This is a genomic window from Fluviicola chungangensis (assembly GCF_007558725.1).
Taxonomy (GTDB): Bacteria; Bacteroidota; Bacteroidia; order Flavobacteriales_D; family Crocinitomicaceae; genus Fluviicola; species Fluviicola chungangensis.
The window spans coordinates 115,639-134,436 of sequence record NZ_VLPL01000010.1; the positions used below are offsets into that span (position 1 = coordinate 115,639).

21 protein-coding genes are annotated in these 18,798 nt (G+C 41.2%); 19 read left to right on the forward strand and 2 right to left on the reverse strand.

The features are described from left to right. The 11 genes from FO442_RS16965 to FO442_RS17010 all read left to right on the forward strand — a co-directional run bounded on the left by FO442_RS16965 (position 1) and on the right by FO442_RS17010 (position 9,046). Entirely contained in the window at positions 1–2,943 is a 2,943-nt protein-coding gene (locus FO442_RS16965) for a T9SS type A sorting domain-containing protein (protein WP_144334411.1), read from the forward strand. Next, positions 2,940–3,602: a carboxypeptidase-like regulatory domain-containing protein gene (locus FO442_RS16970; RefSeq protein WP_144334412.1), complete on the forward strand. Its 663-nt coding sequence runs from the start codon at positions 2,940–2,942 to the stop codon at positions 3,600–3,602. The genes FO442_RS16965 and FO442_RS16970 overlap by 4 nt, the downstream gene beginning before the upstream one ends. 72 nt (positions 3,603–3,674) lie before the next feature. Further along, positions 3,675–4,268 (forward strand): carboxypeptidase-like regulatory domain-containing protein, encoded by a 594-nt coding sequence (locus FO442_RS16975; protein WP_144334413.1) that lies wholly within the window; start codon positions 3,675–3,677, stop codon positions 4,266–4,268. Between the two features lie 30 nt (positions 4,269–4,298). Beyond that, positions 4,299–4,934 (forward strand): carboxypeptidase-like regulatory domain-containing protein, encoded by a 636-nt coding sequence (locus FO442_RS16980; RefSeq protein WP_246073874.1) that lies wholly within the window; start codon positions 4,299–4,301, stop codon positions 4,932–4,934. Continuing rightward, positions 4,934–5,590 (forward strand): carboxypeptidase-like regulatory domain-containing protein, encoded by a 657-nt coding sequence (locus FO442_RS16985; RefSeq protein ID WP_144334415.1) that lies wholly within the window; start codon positions 4,934–4,936, stop codon positions 5,588–5,590. Before FO442_RS16980 ends, FO442_RS16985 begins: the two co-directional genes overlap by 1 nt. Before the next feature lie 70 nt (positions 5,591–5,660). Then, positions 5,661–6,257 (forward strand): hypothetical protein, encoded by a 597-nt coding sequence (locus FO442_RS16990; RefSeq protein ID WP_246073875.1) that lies wholly within the window; start codon positions 5,661–5,663, stop codon positions 6,255–6,257. A 9-nt stretch (positions 6,258–6,266) separates the two neighbouring features. Then, entirely contained in the window at positions 6,267–6,917 is a 651-nt protein-coding gene (locus FO442_RS16995; RefSeq protein WP_144334417.1) for a carboxypeptidase-like regulatory domain-containing protein, read from the forward strand. A 4-nt stretch (positions 6,918–6,921) separates the two neighbouring features. Beyond that, the gene (locus FO442_RS17000) at positions 6,922–7,566 is read left to right on the forward strand and encodes a carboxypeptidase-like regulatory domain-containing protein (RefSeq protein ID WP_144334418.1); all 645 of its coding nucleotides are present in this window, start codon (positions 6,922–6,924) and stop codon (positions 7,564–7,566) included. Positions 7,567–7,570: 4 nt separating this feature from the next. Beyond that, complete coding sequence (locus FO442_RS17005) at positions 7,571–8,215, forward strand: peptidase associated/transthyretin-like domain-containing protein (protein WP_144334419.1); 645 nt, start codon at positions 7,571–7,573, stop codon at positions 8,213–8,215. Further along, positions 8,215–8,355 carry a hypothetical protein gene (locus FO442_RS18775; protein WP_186280220.1) on the forward strand — a complete coding sequence of 47 codons (141 nt, stop codon included), beginning with the start codon at positions 8,215–8,217 and terminating at the stop codon, positions 8,353–8,355. The genes FO442_RS17005 and FO442_RS18775 overlap by 1 nt, the downstream gene beginning before the upstream one ends. Before the next feature lie 34 nt (positions 8,356–8,389). Continuing rightward, the gene (locus tag FO442_RS17010) at positions 8,390–9,046 is read left to right on the forward strand and encodes a hypothetical protein (protein WP_144334420.1); all 657 of its coding nucleotides are present in this window, start codon (positions 8,390–8,392) and stop codon (positions 9,044–9,046) included. A gap of 55 nt (positions 9,047–9,101) precedes the next feature. Here the strand turns inward: FO442_RS17010 and FO442_RS17015 are convergent, their stop codons facing one another. Then, a complete protein-coding gene (locus tag FO442_RS17015) occupies positions 9,102–9,761 on the reverse strand; it encodes a hypothetical protein (protein ID WP_144334421.1) in 660 nt (219 codons plus the stop codon). Between the two features lie 69 nt (positions 9,762–9,830). On the opposite strand from FO442_RS17015, the gene FO442_RS17020 reads away from it, so the two are divergent. Then, a complete protein-coding gene (locus FO442_RS17020) occupies positions 9,831–10,946 on the forward strand; it encodes a DNA polymerase III subunit (RefSeq protein ID WP_144334422.1) in 1,116 nt (371 codons plus the stop codon). Between the two features lie 8 nt (positions 10,947–10,954). Here the strand turns inward: FO442_RS17020 and FO442_RS17025 are convergent, their stop codons facing one another. Then, positions 10,955–11,476 (reverse strand): LIC11966 family surface protein, encoded by a 522-nt coding sequence (locus FO442_RS17025; RefSeq protein WP_144334423.1) that lies wholly within the window; start codon positions 11,474–11,476, stop codon positions 10,955–10,957. A 165-nt stretch (positions 11,477–11,641) separates the two neighbouring features. Between FO442_RS17025 and FO442_RS17030 the strand changes: the two genes are divergently transcribed. The 7 genes from FO442_RS17030 to FO442_RS17060 are packed head-to-tail and all read left to right on the forward strand — an operon-like array spanning position 11,642 to position 18,789. After that, positions 11,642–13,036 (forward strand): PSP1 domain-containing protein, encoded by a 1,395-nt coding sequence (locus tag FO442_RS17030; protein ID WP_144334424.1) that lies wholly within the window; start codon positions 11,642–11,644, stop codon positions 13,034–13,036. Continuing rightward, on the forward strand, positions 13,017–13,490 hold the full coding sequence (locus tag FO442_RS17035) for a gliding motility lipoprotein GldH (protein ID WP_144334425.1): 474 nt from the start codon (positions 13,017–13,019) through the stop codon (positions 13,488–13,490). The genes FO442_RS17030 and FO442_RS17035 overlap by 20 nt, the downstream gene beginning before the upstream one ends. Positions 13,491–13,494: 4 nt before the next feature. After that, positions 13,495–13,929 (forward strand): dUTP diphosphatase, encoded by a 435-nt coding sequence (gene dut, locus FO442_RS17040; RefSeq protein ID WP_144334426.1) that lies wholly within the window; start codon positions 13,495–13,497, stop codon positions 13,927–13,929. A gap of 8 nt (positions 13,930–13,937) precedes the next feature. Next, positions 13,938–14,945, forward strand: coding sequence for a sugar phosphate nucleotidyltransferase (locus FO442_RS17045; protein WP_144334427.1), 1,008 nt, complete (start codon positions 13,938–13,940; stop codon positions 14,943–14,945). Next, on the forward strand, positions 14,945–16,651 hold the full coding sequence (locus FO442_RS17050) for a tetratricopeptide repeat protein (RefSeq protein ID WP_144334428.1): 1,707 nt from the start codon (positions 14,945–14,947) through the stop codon (positions 16,649–16,651). The genes FO442_RS17045 and FO442_RS17050 overlap by 1 nt, the downstream gene beginning before the upstream one ends. After that, on the forward strand, positions 16,632–17,510 hold the full coding sequence (gene lolB1 / locus FO442_RS17055) for a lipoprotein insertase outer membrane protein LolB1 (RefSeq protein ID WP_186280222.1): 879 nt from the start codon (positions 16,632–16,634) through the stop codon (positions 17,508–17,510). Before FO442_RS17050 ends, lolB1 begins: the two co-directional genes overlap by 20 nt. Further along, a complete protein-coding gene (locus FO442_RS17060) occupies positions 17,485–18,789 on the forward strand; it encodes a murein hydrolase activator EnvC family protein (RefSeq protein ID WP_144334430.1) in 1,305 nt (434 codons plus the stop codon). Before lolB1 ends, FO442_RS17060 begins: the two co-directional genes overlap by 26 nt. The last annotated feature ends 9 nt before the right edge of the window (positions 18,790–18,798 follow it).

An 18,798-nucleotide genomic window follows, 5' to 3' on the forward strand; every position in this document is an offset into this window, starting at 1 on the left:
ATGAGAAAATTCATCACAGGAATGTTCCTGCTCATGGGATTACATGGGTGGGGACAAATTGACACGGTTTTTCTGAGCCGGGAAAAATTGGCAGATACGATTTATTCGGAATTAGAAACCAAGGCTCCCAGTGGATATCTTGCCAACAAATTATCACTATTGCTTTCTGATAGTTTGTTACTAAAAACAGATCTGTTCGAAGGAGATTCTACTATTTACAAATCAAATGCAGATAGAATGCTTCAATGGTTATATGAAATGAATCAAATAGCATTTGAAAAGAACAAGTTGCCACCTATGGATTCACTTTTCAATCAGGTTTACAGTTATGTCGGTGAAATGGATTTCGAGCAGGAAATTATTGTTGTTCCGCTTGGCATTTTTGAACTCACCTATAACCTGGTGGATGAACAAGCAGGTTTAAATAATGGCATTTTGGAGAAAGACGGTTCTATTTGGAAAGACCTGGATACTTCAGACAGTTCCATTGTTTCTACTGACACTTCTTTTCTGGCCGGACCCTTGTTCGATTATTTTTCAAGTGATGTCATGGGAATGGTTGTGAAAAGTGACTTTTTTGTCAGTAATATCCGGAAGATAAGCGATGTGCTTTCGTTGGAACTCGGTCGTGACGGAGATTGGAAAACAATTGCCTTCGACGAAATCAATTATTTTGCTCCGCATTACGATTCAATTCAATTTTTCCGGATCCGGATTACCTACCGGGATAGTACTTCAAAACTCATTGATTTCATACTGAACACTCCCGAAGTGATTACGAAAGACGATACGAAAAGTTTTTTCACTCCGGAAGACTGGGAAGGAGACGATGATGATTATGCCACCGGATGCAAAAAGGGTGATAAAAAAGATCCGGGCTGTACACGATGCGGCACGGTAGAAGATAATGGGAATAAACTGAAATGGTGTATGATTCCTGCGTGTGGAAGAACACGGCCGGAAAAACCATATATTCTGGTTACAGGGTATCGTCCGCCTATGTTCGGACAGGGATTTCGCAAGACTTGGACTATTTATAACGATTGGCACCAAAATTTGCTTGAAAACCTGATAGGACAGGAATACGATATTTTTCTGGTAAAATTCAATATCCAGTCGAAACCGTATCAGCATGGTATGCAGGAATCAGCCTCCTTGCTGGAAACCTTTCTAAACGATTTGAATCTAAACCTCAAATCGGGACAGTATTTTGAAAACATTATCCAAGGTAGCTCCATGGGAGAAGATATTGCCCGTCTTGCCTTGTTACGTATGGAACAAAAACACCTGGATTACAGCCAGAATAATCCACATCATCATTCCAGGCTCAATATTGCGTACGATGCTAATTTCTATGGGGCAAATATTCCGTTGGGGTACCAGTATCAGGTCTATAGTGCCAATTATTATAAAAGTAATGTGCTCGGGGGAAATGCTTTTGGAACTCCTACCCCTTTGGTAAACGGAGTTCATTATTTTTTGGCGACCTTTTTACTCGGAACAATTAATCAAAAAACGTTCAAAGAATTAGTGGCCTATCATGCTGCGAATTACAGTGACAATATTTTCCTGTCACCTGTTCAGGAAATCAATTATACTGAACCGTCCTATCATTGGAGACGCCAAAATTTCCTGGATGCTCTGAGCGCTGTTGACAATGGAGAACACATTTTCCCGATCCCTGTTGCTACGCGGAATATTGCCATTTCTTTAGGCAAAATCAGTGGTAAAAACAGCGATGGTACAGAACAATACAACAATGCCGGAGAATATTGGCAGAACATTTCATTCCTGGGTTATCGCTTCCGGATCGGTACCGCTAAGTACATGCCTTCCGGGCAAACCTTCCAGATCTTCAGAAGGCAATTACCTCCCTTATTCCTGAATCCCTTTCAAACCGTGTGCAGGCACGAAGTGAATGTATCCATGATGCAGGAGATTGACAATGTGGCTGGTTCAAACATGATAGAGATTGGGAATTTTATTTCGGTAGCCGACTGGACTTATTTCCCCATCACCCAAATCTGGAACGGGAAAGCTTTTTACAGTCACAAGTCTGTAGTAACGGCTCTGGGCATTAACCGCAATCTCTGGCCTTCGGATGGAAGTATGACGGTAAATGTGCAGGATCTTGGATTGATGAACATAGGTACACAATCGAATGGGGTGCTTATTCCATCCAGTCATTACGGATACCCGAATTTGGGTCGTCCTAACGATCATTTCCAGGTGACACCTTTTGAAGCCATTTACATTGACAATAAAATTGACCCACACATCAATTTAAGAGACAGCGATTTCGATGATGTGAAAGCCCTGAATGATTTCATTTTTGATGAAGCAGAACCCTGGTACCTGAAACTGCAAAACCAACGGGTCGGATTCCGCGCACGCTCCAATTATACTTACTATGTACGCCGCAGAGCCTTGAATATCATCACCGTGGGTCACCTGGTTACCCCGGCTACCGATCCCGGAGACTATGTTACGCAACCCAATGCAATGGTGGATTTGCGTGCCGGAGAGGAGATCAACCTGAAACCGGGTGTGCATTTCCAGTCCGGTTCTAAAGTACACCTGAAAATTGAATTTGAACAGTGCGAAGCAAGCAGTGATTTAACGGTATCGGGTACCAGAGAAAGTGTGGGTAATACAACTCCGGAAGAACGTTTGTTGCCTGAAATGGATAATTCACCACAGGAACGAAATATGGTGGTACTTTATCCCAACCCGACCAATGATGGTACCTTTTCTTTGAAAACTGCTCCGGAAGCTGTAATTTCAAGTATCCGAATTTACAGCATGTTCGGTACTATCATTGACGACATAAATACATTGGAAGAAACAGAATATGTGCATCGGAATCCTTTAAAAACAGGAACCTACCTCATTCGTGTAACTACGAATTCAAAAACAGAAACACATAAATTACTCGTGCTATGAAACCATATTATGCTTTTATCTTACTTTTTCTCTTTGTTGCCGGCTGCACCAAATTTGGTAAAAATGTCACCATCAAGGGACGTGTAATGAATCCCATTACCGGTCAAGGAATTGAAGGTGCAGAAATCTGGTTACAAAAAACCGCTGGAGGTTATGATGGTGGATGGAAAACGGTAAAGACAGCTACTTCTGGAAGTGATGGAACTTTTGAATTGAATAAATTAGGATTGGCTGGTTATTCTGCTGTTTGCGGAAAGTTCTCCGGAGACTATTACGAATTGGGTTGGACACAAGACGATGGAGTATCTTATACTGGTAACTTTAAGCTGGATGTGAAAAAGGGGAAAACCATGCACGCAGATTATTATGCGGTGCCATATGGAAGTCTAACGTTAAATATCAAAAACACATCCTGTTTTAATTCATTCGATAATATCAAGATCTATTTTGATGGAGGGCCTTATGATTCACGGACTTTTAACCCTGGATTAATGACATCATTGGATGGATGTATTGATATTCCAGGATCTCCGGTGAAAAGTTCTATGGGATACAAATATTTCCATTGGGAAGTAACCAAAAATTCAGTTACTACAACATATTATGATACGGTGTTTGTTAATGAAGGTCTAACTACAATATTAAATGTGAATTATTAGAATCTCATTATGAATCGTCTATTTTTAATCATTTTATTATTTTCAGTTTCCTGCACCAAATTCGGGAAGAATATGACCGTAAAAGGAAGAGTTTTAAATCCCATTACCGGAGAAGGGATTTCAAATGTGCCTGTTATTATACATCGTTCCACCCTGGATTACCCTAGCGGAAGTAAAAGGGTAAAAGAAACAACAACGGATTCAGATGGATATTTTGAAATCAGCAAAGCGAGTCTTTCCAAGTGTTACCTGACTTGTCATGTCACAGAAATTGGTGATTATTATCCCATTGGTTGGGAGAAGAAGGACAATGTTCCTTTGTTTGATGCTTTTACTATCAGCGTTAAAAAAGGTAAAACCATGCACGCGGATTATTATGCATTACCATATGGGCAATTACATTGGCATATTAAAAACATAAATTGCGAAGGATCAACAGATACCATGTGGTATAAAATAAAGCACCAATATGATAATGATTTTTTAAGTATTTGGTCTTCTCCTTTTGCAGGCTGTGTAGATATAGTTGGTAATGGTTCAGACAAAATGAAAATGGGAACTCACATTATATATATGAAGATCAGTCGGCCATCTGGAACTATTTACAAGTATGATACTGTTTTTGTTAATGAAAATGGTATTACGAATTTTGATCTTCTTTATTAATTGCTAATGAGGTTTCTACTACTGTTTTTCATGATAATCCTAATCTCTTCCTGCACCAAGTTTGGAAAAAACGTCACAATAAAAGGAAGAGTCGTGAATCCAATCACAGGAGAAGGAATTCCCAATGCTCCGGTTGTCATGTACCGCTCCACATTAGATTATCCGAGCGGAAGTAAGCGGGTGAAGGAAACAACAACGGATTCAGATGGTTATTTTGAAATCAGCAAAGCGAGTCTTTCCAAGTGTTACCTGACTTGTCATGTCACAGAAATTGGTGATTATTATCCCATTGGTTGGGAGAAGAAGGACAATGTTCCTTTGTTTGACGCTTTTACCATCAGCGTTAAAAAAGGAAAAACCATGCATGCAGATTATTATGCGGTGCCATATGCCTTTTTGCAACTTGATATCCATAATATTAGTTGTCAAGGATCTACTGATCATTTTGTATTATATGCAGAAGGTACTCAAGTGGATATGGGTAAATCTGGTCTTATGATAGATGAAATGGGATGTTATCAATTTACCGCTTCTGATCATTCAAAAGTACCTATGGGAGCAAGATACTATCGTTGGGAGGTGACTAAGAATGCAGTAACTACTATTTTTTACGATACAATTTATTTAGCAGAAGGTGAGTATAAAACTTATACTATTAACTACTGATGAAGTTTCTACTACAACTTTTCATTATTATCACAATTGTTTCCTGCACCAAATTCGGGAAGAACATGACCGTGAAAGGAAGGGTGTTGAATCCCATAACCGGAGAGGGTATTCCCAATGTACCTGTTATTATGTATCGTTCTACCCTGGACTACCCCAGCGGAAGTAAACGGGTGAAGGAAACAACAACAGATTCAGATGGGTATTTTGAAATCAGCAAAGCGAGTCTTTCCAAGTGTTACCTGACTTGTCATACAACCGACGTTGGAGACTATTATCCCATAGGTTGGGAAAAGAAGGACGATGTTCCTTTGTTTGACGCTTTTACCATCAGCGTAAAAAAAGGCAAAACCATGCACGCGGATTATTATGTATTGCCCTATGGTGAGATTAAAATCAGTATTCACAATATAAATTGCCAAGGTCCAAATGATACTTTGATTTATAAAAGAAGCTATGTTTCTTTAAATGGTATCTCGGTGTTTCAGCCTTTTACTTTAACAGGTTGCTATGATAATGATGGTGAATTTGCTAAAGTTCCAAGCGGAAATTATCTGGTTGAATGGACGGTCATAAGAAATGGAATTAGCAATTCCTATTCACATATTGTGACTGTACCAGAGAATGGGCAGGTAACGTATAATATCGATTATTAGTATGAGATTTGTCACTATTCTAATAGGAATATTTTTTGTCCTAGTTTCCTGCACCAAATTCGGGAAGAACATGACCGTAAAAGGAAGAGTTTTAAACCCCATTACCGGAGAGGGAATTTCCAATGTACCGGTGATTATGTACCGTTCTACCCTGGACTACCCTAGCGGAAGTAAACGGGTGAAGGAAACAACCACGGATTCAGATGGATATTTTGAAATCAGCAAAGCGAGTCTTTCCAAGTGTTACCTGACTTGTCATACAACCGACGTTGGAGACTATTATCCCATAGGTTGGGAAAAGAAGGACGATGTTCCTTTGTTTGATGCTTTTACTATCAGCGTTAAAAAAGGTAAAACCATGCACGCGGATTATTATGCGGTGCCATATGGAAGTCTAACGTTAAATATCAAAAACACATCCTGTTTTAATTCATTCGATAATATCAAGATCTATTTTGATGGAGGGCCTTATGATTCACGGACTTTTAACCCTGGATTAATGACATCATTGGATGGATGTATTGATATTCCAGGATCTCCGGTGAAAAGTTCTATGGGATACAAATATTTCCATTGGGAAGTAACCAAAAATTCAGTTACTACAACATATTATGATACGGTGTTTGTTAATGAAGGTCTAACTACAATATTAAATGTGAATTATTAGAATCTCATTATGAATCGTCTATTTTTAATCATTTTATTATTTTCAGTTTCCTGCACCAAATTCGGGAAGAATATGACCGTAAAAGGAAGAGTTTTAAATCCCATTACCGGAGAAGGGATTTCAAATGTGCCTGTTATTATATATCGTTCCACCCTGGATTACCCTAGCGGAAGTAAAAGGGTAAAAGAAACAACCACGGATTCCGATGGGTATTTTGAAATCAGCAAAGCGAGTCTTTCCAAGTGTTACCTGACTTGTCATGTCACAGAAGTGGGGGATTATTATCCTATTGGTTGGGAAAAGAAGGATGATGTTCCTTTGTTTGATGCTTTTACCATCAGTGTTAAAAAAGGAAAAACCATGCACGCAGATTATTATGCGGTTCCATATGGCAACTTACAAATCAATAACACTTCTTGTTTTGATTCAAATGATGAATTAAAAATTTATCGAACTCATTCTATTCCTAGTTTTTACGATGATGTCCCCAATCCTGCAATTTATTTAGGGTGCGTAAATCAAACCGGTAATATGAATAAAGCACCGATGGGGTGGTATAAGTATTCAGGAACTGTTACCAAAAATGGAATCGTAACCCCAAAAAAAGATAGCATTTACTTGAATGAGGGCGAAACGAAGGTTTGGAACATCAATTACTAGTTCAATGAGATTGTTTTTAATCCTGGTTTTGGCCTTGGTTTCCTGCACCAAATTCGGAAAGAACGTGACCGTGAAGGGTCGTGTCATGAATCCGGTCACCGGTCAAGGGATTGAAGGTGCAGAAGTGAAACTCTTGCGGGTCAAAGGAGGCTATGATTCCAATTATAAAACCATAAAATCGGTAGTAACGGATGCAAGCGGCAATTTTGAATTGGATAAATATACCTGGGCTTCTCCGGTTGCACGGTGTGAGACGGGTGATTTCTACAGACTGGGGTGGACGAAGGATGGAGGCCAAACTTTTATCGACAATTTTGAATTGGAAGTGAAGAAAGGGAAGGTAACAAATGCCGATTTTTATGCCATTCCTTATGGCAACTTACAAATCAATATCAATAACACTTCTTGTTTTGATTCAAATGATGAATTAAAAATTTATCGAACTCATTCTATTCCTGGCTTTTACGATGATGTCCCCAATCCTGCAATTTATTTAGGGTGCGTAAATCAAACCGGTAATATGAATAAAGCACCGATGGGGTGGTATAAGTATTCAGGAACTGTTACCAAAAATGGAATCGTAACCCCAAAAAAAGATAGCATTTACTTGAATGAGGGCGAAACGAAGGTTTGGAACATCAATTACTAGTTCAATGAGATTGTTTTTAATCCTGGTTTTGGCCTTGGTTTCCTGCACCAAATTCGGAAAGAACGTGACCGTGAAGGGTCGTGTCATGAATCCGGTCACCGGAGAGGGTATTCCCAATGTACCTGTTATTATGTATCGTTCTACCCTGGATTATCCAAGTGGAAGTAAGCGGGTAAAAGAAACAACAACAGATTCCGATGGGTATTTTGAAATCAGCAAAGCGAGTCTTTCCAAGTGTTACCTGACTTGTCATACAACCGACGTTGGAGACTATTATCCCATAGGTTGGGAAAAGAAGGACGATGTTCCTTTGTTTGACGCTTTTACCATCAGCGTAAAAAAAGGCAAAACCATGCACGCGGATTATTATGCGGTACCTCAAGGAAATTATAAAATAATCGTAAATAATATAAATTGCCAAGGGACAAATGATACGATTATTATTCGTAGAACAAATCAGGTTGGTAGTTTTTTGGCTGTTGATTGGATTTTGACAGGTTGTAGCGGATATAATTCTAATTTTTCACAAGCTCCAATGGGAACAGTTTACACCCATTATACTGTAATTAGAAATGGCGTTTCAAACGAATATGATGTCAATTTCGAGGTTCTTCCTAACCAGGATAATATTCAAACGATTAATTATTAATGAAGTTTCTGCTACAGCTTTTTATTATTATCACAATTGTTTCCTGCACCAAATTCGGGAAGAACGTGACCGTGAAGGGTCGTGTCATGAATCCGGTCACCGGTCAAGGGATTGAAGGTGCAGAAGCCGCTTGTTTTTAAATGATTTACGCATCTTTGTAAAGATTATATTCCAATGAAATCATTATTTACGTTATTACTGATCTTAATGCTAACTGCTTGTACCATTACCAAACGCCACTTTGGAGCGGGATATCACGTGGAATGGAAGAGAGCTTATTCCAAAGAAGAAAAAGAATCAGATAAGGTGAATATTGTGGAGAGAAAAGGTGAATTTTCAGCTATTCCCACTAATGATGAGGTTGTTTCTGAAAATGGATTTGCAGATTCTTTAAAAGCACGAGAATCAAACCTGTCCGAAACTCATGCAGACACGATTACAAAACAAACAACTGCCTTCGGAACACAAGTTGAACTTAAATCAAATTCAATTGTTTATGCGAAGGAAGTTGCGGACGACGAGGTTCCAATTGAACCCGAAAAAAGAAGGGTTGAGCCATTTACCTGGGCTGCATTGGGTTGTTTTGTTTTAGGAGGAATTTTGGGATTGTTGAGTATTGTTGTATCCATTCCGGAAATTACGCTCACTCTGACACTGGCTTGCGCAGTTACTTTTATTATTTTCTCGATGGTTTCTATCGCACATATACGCAGAAATCCCGGCGCATATAAAGCCAGGTGGCTCAGTTGGACCTTCTTCGGATTGAGCTCGGCCCTCATTGGATTAACCCTTTATGGAATGATCTCCAGTGTGCTTACACGTTTTTTCTAAAAACAAAAGTCGCCAATCCAAGACTGACGACTCTTTCATATTTTCGTTTTCCGGATTACTTAATCTTCTTCAACAAGCCTTGAGTTTCCTCCACTTTGGTAGTTTGGGTAGCAATTTCCCCTTCTTTCTTCTGGGTGGCGGCTTCATCGTCCTTGATCTTTTGCTCTGCTTCCGCAATTTTCTTCTTGTAATTCTCGATGTCTTTTTTGGAATCTTCGATGTCCTTCAACAGGTCTTCTTTCTCACCATTCAATTTCTTCAAGACCTTTGTTTCTACTTCGATCATCCCGTTTACACTTTCTTTGGAAGCGTTTTGAGCGAATTTTTTCGCCCGGTTCTCAATCGTTTTGTGCTGATCTTTATGCTCGTTGTGATTCATGTATGCACCACCCAAATCCACGGCAAATGCTACTTTGATCTCGGAACCGCTTTCAATGATTTTGGCGTAACCGTCGAAATACTTGTCGCCCATATCCTTCATCTTGGCCTCTTTTGCGGTATATTCACCCTTCGAACTGTTGTATTTTCCTCCCCAGTCTTTCATTTCGGATTTCAGTTCCTTTTCTACCACGTCTTTATTCGCATACGGAATGGTCACAACGATCGCGTCAAAGGACCCGTGAGAAAAACTTACTTTGTCATTGGAGATTTTTACTTCCTGGCTAAAAACGAGGGTGGTAAATAATGTGGCGGTCAAAAGTGTTATCTGTTTCATAGTATTTATTTTTGCAAAGGCAAGTTACAAATTATCTGCCAGTTTCGGCATAAAGCTTAACTTTACACTGTGCAATTCAATTCAATACCAGGGCAGGAGGAACTGAAATCTCATTTGATTGAAGAGGTCAAAGGAGGAAAGATCAGTCATGCCCAATTATTTGCCGGAAAAGCAGGACACGCCACATTGCCGATGGCTTTGGCTTTCGTTCAGTATCTATTTTGTGAGAACAAGCAGGAAAAAGACAGTTGCGGAACTTGCCCGTCCTGCAAAAAAGTATCCGACCTGCAACACCCGGATCTGCATTTCTCTTTCCCCACTGTCCAAACCATTTCCAAAACAACCAATCCACTCTTAGCTCTTTGGAGAACTCAAATCCAGGAACAACCGATTTTTGATCTCTACCATTGGACAAAACGCATGGACGACAAGGAGCGAAAACCGATCATCGGGACGGAAGAAAGTCTTGAGATTGTGAAAAAGCTTTCGCTGAAATCCTATGAAGGCGGATACAAAGTGATGCTGATCTGGATGGCAGAAGAAATGAATGCTACCTGTGCGAATAAATTGCTGAAAATTTTGGAGGAACCGCCGGCGAAAACCTTGTTTCTGCTGGTTACCGACAACCCGGATAAATTGCTTACAACCATTCTTTCCAGGACCCAGATCCTGCGCATTTCCTCCTACCCGATCGATATCATCCAACAGGTAGTGGAACGTAGTGGAATTGGCCGTCAATTGGCAGAAAGTATCGCTGCCAGAAGCAACGGCAACCTGATCGATGCACAACAAATCATGGGCGACCAATCCGAAGCGAACCTGTTCCGGGAACTGTTCATCCAACTGATGCGGGTGTGTTTCAAAAAGGATGTCAACGCCATGCTCGATTGGACCGATGCCATTTCTGCCCTTTCCCGTGAAGGACAAAAGCAGTTTGTTCAATATGCCCTGCACATGGTGCGTCAGAGTTTACTGAAAAATTACACTCAGGATATGCTGACACGTGTCTCACAGGAAGAAGCTGCTTTCCTGGCTAATTTTGCGCGTTTTATCTCCAACAACAATGCACTGGATTTCATGGAAATCTTCAACGATGCCCACTACCATTTAGACCGGAATGCCTTCGGAAAATTGTTGTTTACGCAGCTATGCTTTCAAGTCATGCGCTTTATTCACAGAGCTTAGACCTGTTTCTATTTTTTTAGGATCTTGAAATTGTGTTTTTGGGAGAACTTCTGCTGAACGGCATCCACTTTGTTGATCTCGATATCGTATTGTTTATCGATTTTTGCAGCGCTTGACTGAACCTCATTTACCAAGTCTGCCTGTTCTTCGAAGCTTGCTTTTTGGTACGTATCGATCAGTTTTAAAAGCTTTTTGATCTCTTTCTCGCCGTTGTTTCTCATAAACTGCGTGTATGCCAATGCCTGCATCGTCAATGAACTGTCACCTTCATAAGGCTGAATACCTTTAAATTCGGCTGTTGTTTTATCACACAAATCCACCAGCAGATCACATTTTTTCATACAAACATCAATCCCACTATCGGTTGCCAGGGCAAGAATATAGGCAGAATCCAATCCGTTGATATGATCTACAATGTAATCATTGTACTCCACCACATCATCAAATGATTTTCTGTTGTCCTTATTAAAATGACAAGATACCGTAAGCAAAACGGTTGCAGCTACTGAAAAGATAAATCCGAATTTCATTTGTAGACCGTGTTTTATTGTCTCCGAAAATACGTAATTTTTGGTTGCAGGAGCGAAAAATTTTTTCCCCCTGCAGCTATTCACAACAGGCTGTTGTCAAGTCGGATGACAAAATGCAAATCACAACTGTTAATTTTCGTATTTTTACATCAAATTCAAAAAACTATGGGATGTTCCTCGTGTAGCAGCGGAGGTGGTACACCACGCGGCTGTAAAAATAATGGGACCTGTAGTTCTGGTGGATGTAATAAACTAGGTGTATTCGATTGGTTGGCAAACATGCAGCTTCCAGCCGGTCAGGTACCTTACGATATACTTGAAATTCGCTTCAAAAACAGTCGCAAGACGTTTTACAGAAATGCGAAGAACCTCTCACTTCAAGTGGGTGATGTGGTAGCAGTTGAAGCAAGCCCGGGATACGATGTGGGCGTTGTTTCCGTGATAGGTGAATTAGCCAGAATTCAGGTCAAGAAAAAATCTCCGGGGTTAAAACCAATGGAGACGAAAAAGATTTTGCGGATTGCAAATCAGGAAGATATTGACAAGTGGGTACAGGCCCGCTCCCTGGAGTCGGAAGTCATGTTCCAGGCTCGTACACTAGCCGTAAATATCGGTCTGGAGATGAAAATATCCGACGTAGAATACCAGGGCGATTTAACCAAAGCAACGTTTTATTACACTGCTGAAGGACGTGTGGATTTTCGCCAGTTGATCAAAGACATGGCTGATAAATTCAAGATCCGGATTGAAATGCGCCAGATCGGTTCGCGCCAGGAAGCCCAACGTTTGGGTGGGATCGGTTCCTGCGGCCGGGAGTTATGCTGTTCCACCTGGTTGACGGATTTCCGTTCGGTTTCCACTTCTGCGGCACGTTATCAGCAATTATCCCTGAATCCGCAAAAATTAGCCGGGCAATGCGGAAAATTGAAATGCTGTCTGAACTACGAATTGGACATGTACTTAGATGCAATCAAATCTTTCCCGAGTACAGATGTCAAGTTGCAAACCGAAAAAGGAACGGCTTTCCATATCAAAACAGATGTCTTCAAAAGACAATTGTGGTATATGTATGAAGGCGAAGCTTCTATCGGCGTGGGATTGGTTGCATTAACGCCGGAACGCGTTCAGGACATTATCAAAATTAACAAAGCGGGAAAAAAACCGGCTGATCTGAAAGATTTCGATGCTCATGTCCAGATTGCGCGAAAAGAACCGGATTACGACAATGTAGTCGGACAGGATTCTTTGAACCGTTTCGACAATACGTTCAGCAAAAACAAAAAACGCAAGAAGAAAAAATCGAAAGGATCGGGCGCTCAGGCAGATCGCATGTCTCCAACAGCGACGGCACAAGGTGCGGTGGCAGCTCCGAGACCTCCAAAACAGGACAAGCCTCAGGGAAATAAACCGCAGCAAAAAAACCGGCCGCAACAGGCAAAACCGGCTGAACTCAGTGAAGGAAACGCACCTCAGGCCCAGGCAAATCCGAATAAAAAGAAAAATAATCGTCGCAGACCGCCACGCAAAAACAACGGAGGAAATGAAGGCACTGAAAAATAGTTGGATCCTGGCTTTATTGGTCTTGCTCTGCTCATGCGGAGAAACCCCACTTTACAACAAGTCGTATTCTTTCGCGAATAATTCGTGGGAACAGGACGTAAAACCGGTGTTTAAGGTCAATATCCCCGATACCAATTCTTTCTATACCATTCAGATTATCATCCGCACAACAACTGATTATGCTTACAATAACCTGTGGTTCTTTATTCATTCCAAAACTCCGCTCGGTCAGGTAGGAAGAGAACCGATTGAAATAAAAATCGCTAATCCGGACGGTTCCTGGATCGGTGAAACATCCGGGACTATTGTAGAAAATACAGTTTATTTCAGGCACCGTAAATTCCCGCAAAAAGGAACGTATACCTTTACTTTCGAACAGGGAATTACAGAACAAAGTGCAAAAAATGTCATGGATATCAGTTATTCCGTGACCAAAGATCCAAATCAGAAATAGTTCTATGGAAATCAAAGTCATCAATAAGTCAAACAACGAATTGCCGCATTATGCCACTGCAGATTCCGCAGGCTTGGATATCCGCGCTTTTTTGAATGAACCGGTTACTTTAAAACCCCTGGAACGCAAGTTGATCCCAACCGGTTTATTCCTTGAAATTCCAAGCGGGTTTGAAGTTCAAATCCGCCCGAGAAGCGGATTCGCATTTAAGCAGGGAGTAACTGTTTTGAATTCACCCGGAACCATTGATGCGGATTACCGCGGTGAAATCGGCGTATTATTGATTAACTTGTCGAACGAAGACGTGATCATCGAAAGCGGTGAACGCGTAGCGCAGATGGTTGTAGCACCATTTGTACAGGCACAATTAAAAGAAACCAATGCACTTTCTGAAACAAGCCGTGGAGACGGTGGTTTCGGAAGTACAGGAAAAAATTAAATTATACTATGAAAGTGATCGTTCCAATGGCGGGGCGTGGTAGCCGATTAAGACCACATACATTAACAGTTCCAAAACCATTGGTTCCTGTTGGCGGAAAACCGATTGTTCATCGTTTGGTGGAAGACATTGCCGCATTGTGCAGCGAACCGATCGATGAGATCGGATTTGTAATCGGTGATTTCGGCCCCGAAATTGAAGCTGAATTAATCAAAGTCGCTGAAAAATTAGGTGCAAAAGGAAGCATTTTTTACCAGGATAAACCACTTGGAACAGCACACGCCGTTCTATGTGCCGAAAAACTGCTGGAAGGCCCGGTGGTAGTCGCATTCGCGGATACATTGTTCCGTGCCAACTTCAAAATAGACCCCGAAGCCGACGGTATTTTGTGGGTAAAACAAATCGAAGATCCAAGCAACTTCGGTGTGGTTAAATTAAACGACAAAGGAGAGATCATTGACTTCGTTGAAAAACCGAAGGATTTTGTTTCGGATTTGGCCATGATCGGGATTTATTACTTCAAAGATGGCCTGGCTTTAAGAGACGAATTAAACTTTTTGGTGGAAAACGGCATCATAAAGAGCGGCGAGTATCAGCTCCCGGATGCATTGCGCAGACTGACGGAGAAAGGAAAGCGTTTTAAACCGGGAGAAGTGGACGAATGGCTCGATTGCGGAAACAAAGAAGTAACGGTTATCACGAATCAGCGTGTGCTGGAATACGACCAGGAAAAAGGAATCAACATGGTAGATGATTCTGCAAAAGTGTTGAATTCCATCATTATTCCTCCGTGCTTTATCGGGAAGGATGTGATCCTTGAAAACTCGGTTGTAGGGCCGCATGTTTCACTTGGAAAAGGTTCCATGGTAACGAACTCCATTATTAAAAACAGCATTCTGCAGCAGTGCTCCATCATTATCGATGCAAATTTGAAAGACTCCATGTTGGGTTCACATTCAAAATACAAAGGTTTGGCTCGGGATTTGAGCTTAAGCGACTATTCAATAATTAGCTGATGAAACAGTTTCTTTACTTCTGTGCATTCCTGCTTGTTCTCACCTCGTGCGGAACCAGGAAAATTGCTTCCGGAAAAACGAATTCTCAGGATGACCTGGCTTATATTCAAACATTCCACAATGCAATGCGCTACAAGGTAAAGGGACAATTAAACAATGCCATCCAGGCGTTTGATTCCTGTCTGCTGATCAGACCAACAGACGACGCGGCAGCTTACGGGTTGAGTCAGTGTTACTTACAACTCGACAATAAAAGTAAAGCGGCAGAATACACTGAAATGGCAAGCAAACTGGATCCGGATAATATTTGGTACACGCAGGAGCTGGGATACATGTATTACAACCAGGGAAAGTTCACGGAAGCGGAAAAATGCTTTGCCAAAATGGTCAAAATACAACCCAATAACGTGGATTGGTTATTTGCCCATTCAGAGATCCTGAAACGGTTGGGCCGGCAGAACGACGCAATCAATTCATTGAATAAAATGGAGGATCAGTTAGGCGTTCTCCCCGATTTATCCATTCAGAAATTCGAATTGTATGTTTCACTGAAGCAGGACGAAAAAGGAATTGCGGAAATCCAAAAAGCGCGAGACGTTTACCCGGACGATTTGGGGCTGATCGGCACGCTGGTAGATTACTATTTCTCAAAAAGAGAGATTTCCAAAGCGCAATCCATGCTGGTTGAACTGGTGAAAAATGATCCGTCAAATGCGCGGGCAAACCTGGCATTGGGCGATTTGTACTACCGGCAAATGAATAAACCGGAAGCTTACAAATATTTCAAAGCAGCTTTCCTGGGAACGGGCCTTGATATCGATACCAAAATGTCCGTTTTACTGGACATGTATGAAAAGCAGGTTGTCGTGGACAAAGAATTGATCGAACTGGCAGACCTGCTGATCGCAAGTTACCCGGATAACGCAAAAGGGTACTCGGTAAAAGGTGATTTAATGCTTCGGAACGGTCAGAAGGAAGAAGCGCTTGCCGCATATAAGAACGCCTTAAAATTTGAAGAGAACAAATTCCCGATCTGGAATCAGGTCCTCATGCTGGAATACGAATTGGTGAAGTTTGAAGATTTGTACAAAGATGCACGTGCGTGCAGTGCCCTTTTTCCTACCATCTCAAGTGTTCAGCTGTTATATACCATTGCGTGTGTTCAACTTGATCGTTTCCAGGAAGCCATTGATGCTGCTGATTTGGGAAAAGATCTGGTGGTAGACGATCCGGCAACGGAAGCTGAGTTCTATGCTCAAAAAGGAGATGCATTATTCGGTTTGAAACGATACAAGGAAGGTGCCGATGCGTACGACAAAGCCCTGGCGATTTTCCCTTCCAATTCCCTCACGAAGAATAATTACGCCATGCGCCTCGCGCTTGCAAATATGGACCTTCCGAAAGCAGAAAAGCTAATAGACGAAGTGCTTGAGGGCAAACCGAATCAGGCACCTTATATTGACACGAAAGGGATGATCTTATTCCGGCAGGGTAAGTTCAAACAGGCATTGGAACAATTTACTATAGCAGACGAATTGGATAAAGAAAACAAAAATTACATCGAGCACATGGGAGATGCCTTTTTCAAACTGGGAGACACAAACAAAGCGCTTGAATTATGGAAAAAAGCACTTTCACTTGGATCAAAGAATAAATTACTTACCAAAAAAATTCAGTCAAAAATATATGTCGATCCGGAATATTAACTGGTTGGGGCTCGCTTTGGTGGTTGTTCTGGGTGCTTGTGCAAGAAGGCCCGTTGCAGATAAACCGGTCAAGCTCGAAAAACGAAAAACAAGTGAATTGCTCTATGCAATGGATAGTCTTTCCACGGTTCGTCCGAATTCATTTTATACCAAAATCAAATGCCATTTCTCCGACACCAACCGGAGGGTAAGCTTTAAAACTTCTATTCGCGCAGTAAAAGACAGTGCCATCAATCCGATCATTACGTACGCCGGAATTCCTATTGTGAATTCGCTGATCCGGCACGATTCCCTGTTTATTTCCAATCGAAAAGATAAATGTGTCATCCGCACAACCATGAACTACATCAAAGAATCTTTTGGTGTGGATTTCGATTACCGCAACATTGAAGAATTACTGCTTGGATTGCCGGTTGCCTACGATACGGCACAAAAATATTTCCAGATTAACGATCCGTATAATTACATCATTTCTTCTCATCGCAAACGGGTCATCAAGAAGGAAAATAAGACCAAACACGACAAAGACAATAACATCAACCCCAGAAGGGATCGAAATGGGAACGAGGACGAAAATGAGGACAATGTCATGATCCGTTATTTTATTCATCCTTCCCTGAAAAGTGTCAGTCGTATGGTCATCGACAGCCCTGAAGACACAACTCATATCTCTGTCGATTATATTGGCCGGGACACATTAGATACTTATTTATTACCAAAAGAAGTAACCATTGATATTGTAACGGCCCGGAATCATATCGTTCTAACAATGGATTACGATAAAACAGAAGTAAACACACCTCAGGAAATTTATTTTGTAATTCCGGAAGAATATGGTAACTGTGATTCTGAAAAATAGCCTGTTTGTCCTGCTATTGATTAGTACGGGATTCGTTTGGTCACAAAAGAAAAGTGACCAGCTTCAGGCAGAACAAAATAAGCTGGAGAAAAAACTTTCCACTACGAAATCCTTGTTGGATAAAGTGAAAAAAGGAACGGAATCCTCCCTGAACGAATTGAAGCTGATCGAGAACCAGGTGAAAAACCGGGAATTACTGGTGCGGAACTTTGACAACCAGATCCGCAGTGCCGAGCTGACCATCTCTTCCAAATCAGACCAGATCAAGGAACTTCAAAAACGATTGGTGCGTTTGAAAGAGCAGTACAAAAAATTGCTTATTTATGCATACAAGCACCGCAACAAATCGGCAAAAATGATGTATATCTTTTCCTCTTCCAATTATTTCGAAGCGGTGAAAAGAACTGCATATTTGAAACGTCTTTCCGAGATTCAGCAAAAACAGTTCAAAGTCATTCTTCAAAATGAGAAAACAATTCACAAGGAGATCAATACGATCAAACAGGAGAAAGATCACAAAAAATTGTTGCTGGAGGAAAAAATAGTTGAAAAACAGCAAATAGAAAAGGATAAAACGGCCAAGCAGCTGGCATTGGAGAAATTGCGCAAAGATGAAAATGCGTTGATGGCAGAACTGAAAGAACAGGAGCGTCAAAAAGCAGAATTGAAACGCCGCATCAAACTGGCCATCGAGAAAGAAATCGCTGAGGCTGAAGCAAAAGCTAAAAAAGAAGCAGAGAAAAGGGCTTCGCTGGCATCGAAAAGCTCCGGCAGTTCGTCAGCCTCAAAAACAACCGCTTCTTCCTCAACAAAAGAAGTTACCTTTACGGATACCAAAGAGAACATTGCGCTTGGCAAAAGCTTCGAATCCAATCGCGGAAAATTACCCTGGCCGGTAGCAAAAGGTTCTATCACGGAAAATTATGGTAAGAACGCCCATCCGACTTTACCGAATGTGTATACCAACAACAACGGAATCGATATTGGAGCACCGAAAAATTCACAGGTAAGATCGGTGTTTGATGGTGAAGTTACCAGTGTTTTGAATATTCCCGGAGCAGGAAAAGTTGTTATTATCAAACATGGCGCCTACCGGACTGTATACAGCAACCTCCAGGAATCTTATGTTTCCGTTGGAGATAAAGTCAGTTCCAAACAGGCTATCGGGTCTTTGCTTGCCGATGAAGAAGGAAATCTTTCTACTTCGCATTTCGAAATCCACCAGGTGGTAGAAGGAACAGTGCAGCGTATCAATCCGACTCTCTGGCTGGCACAGTAAAATCAATAA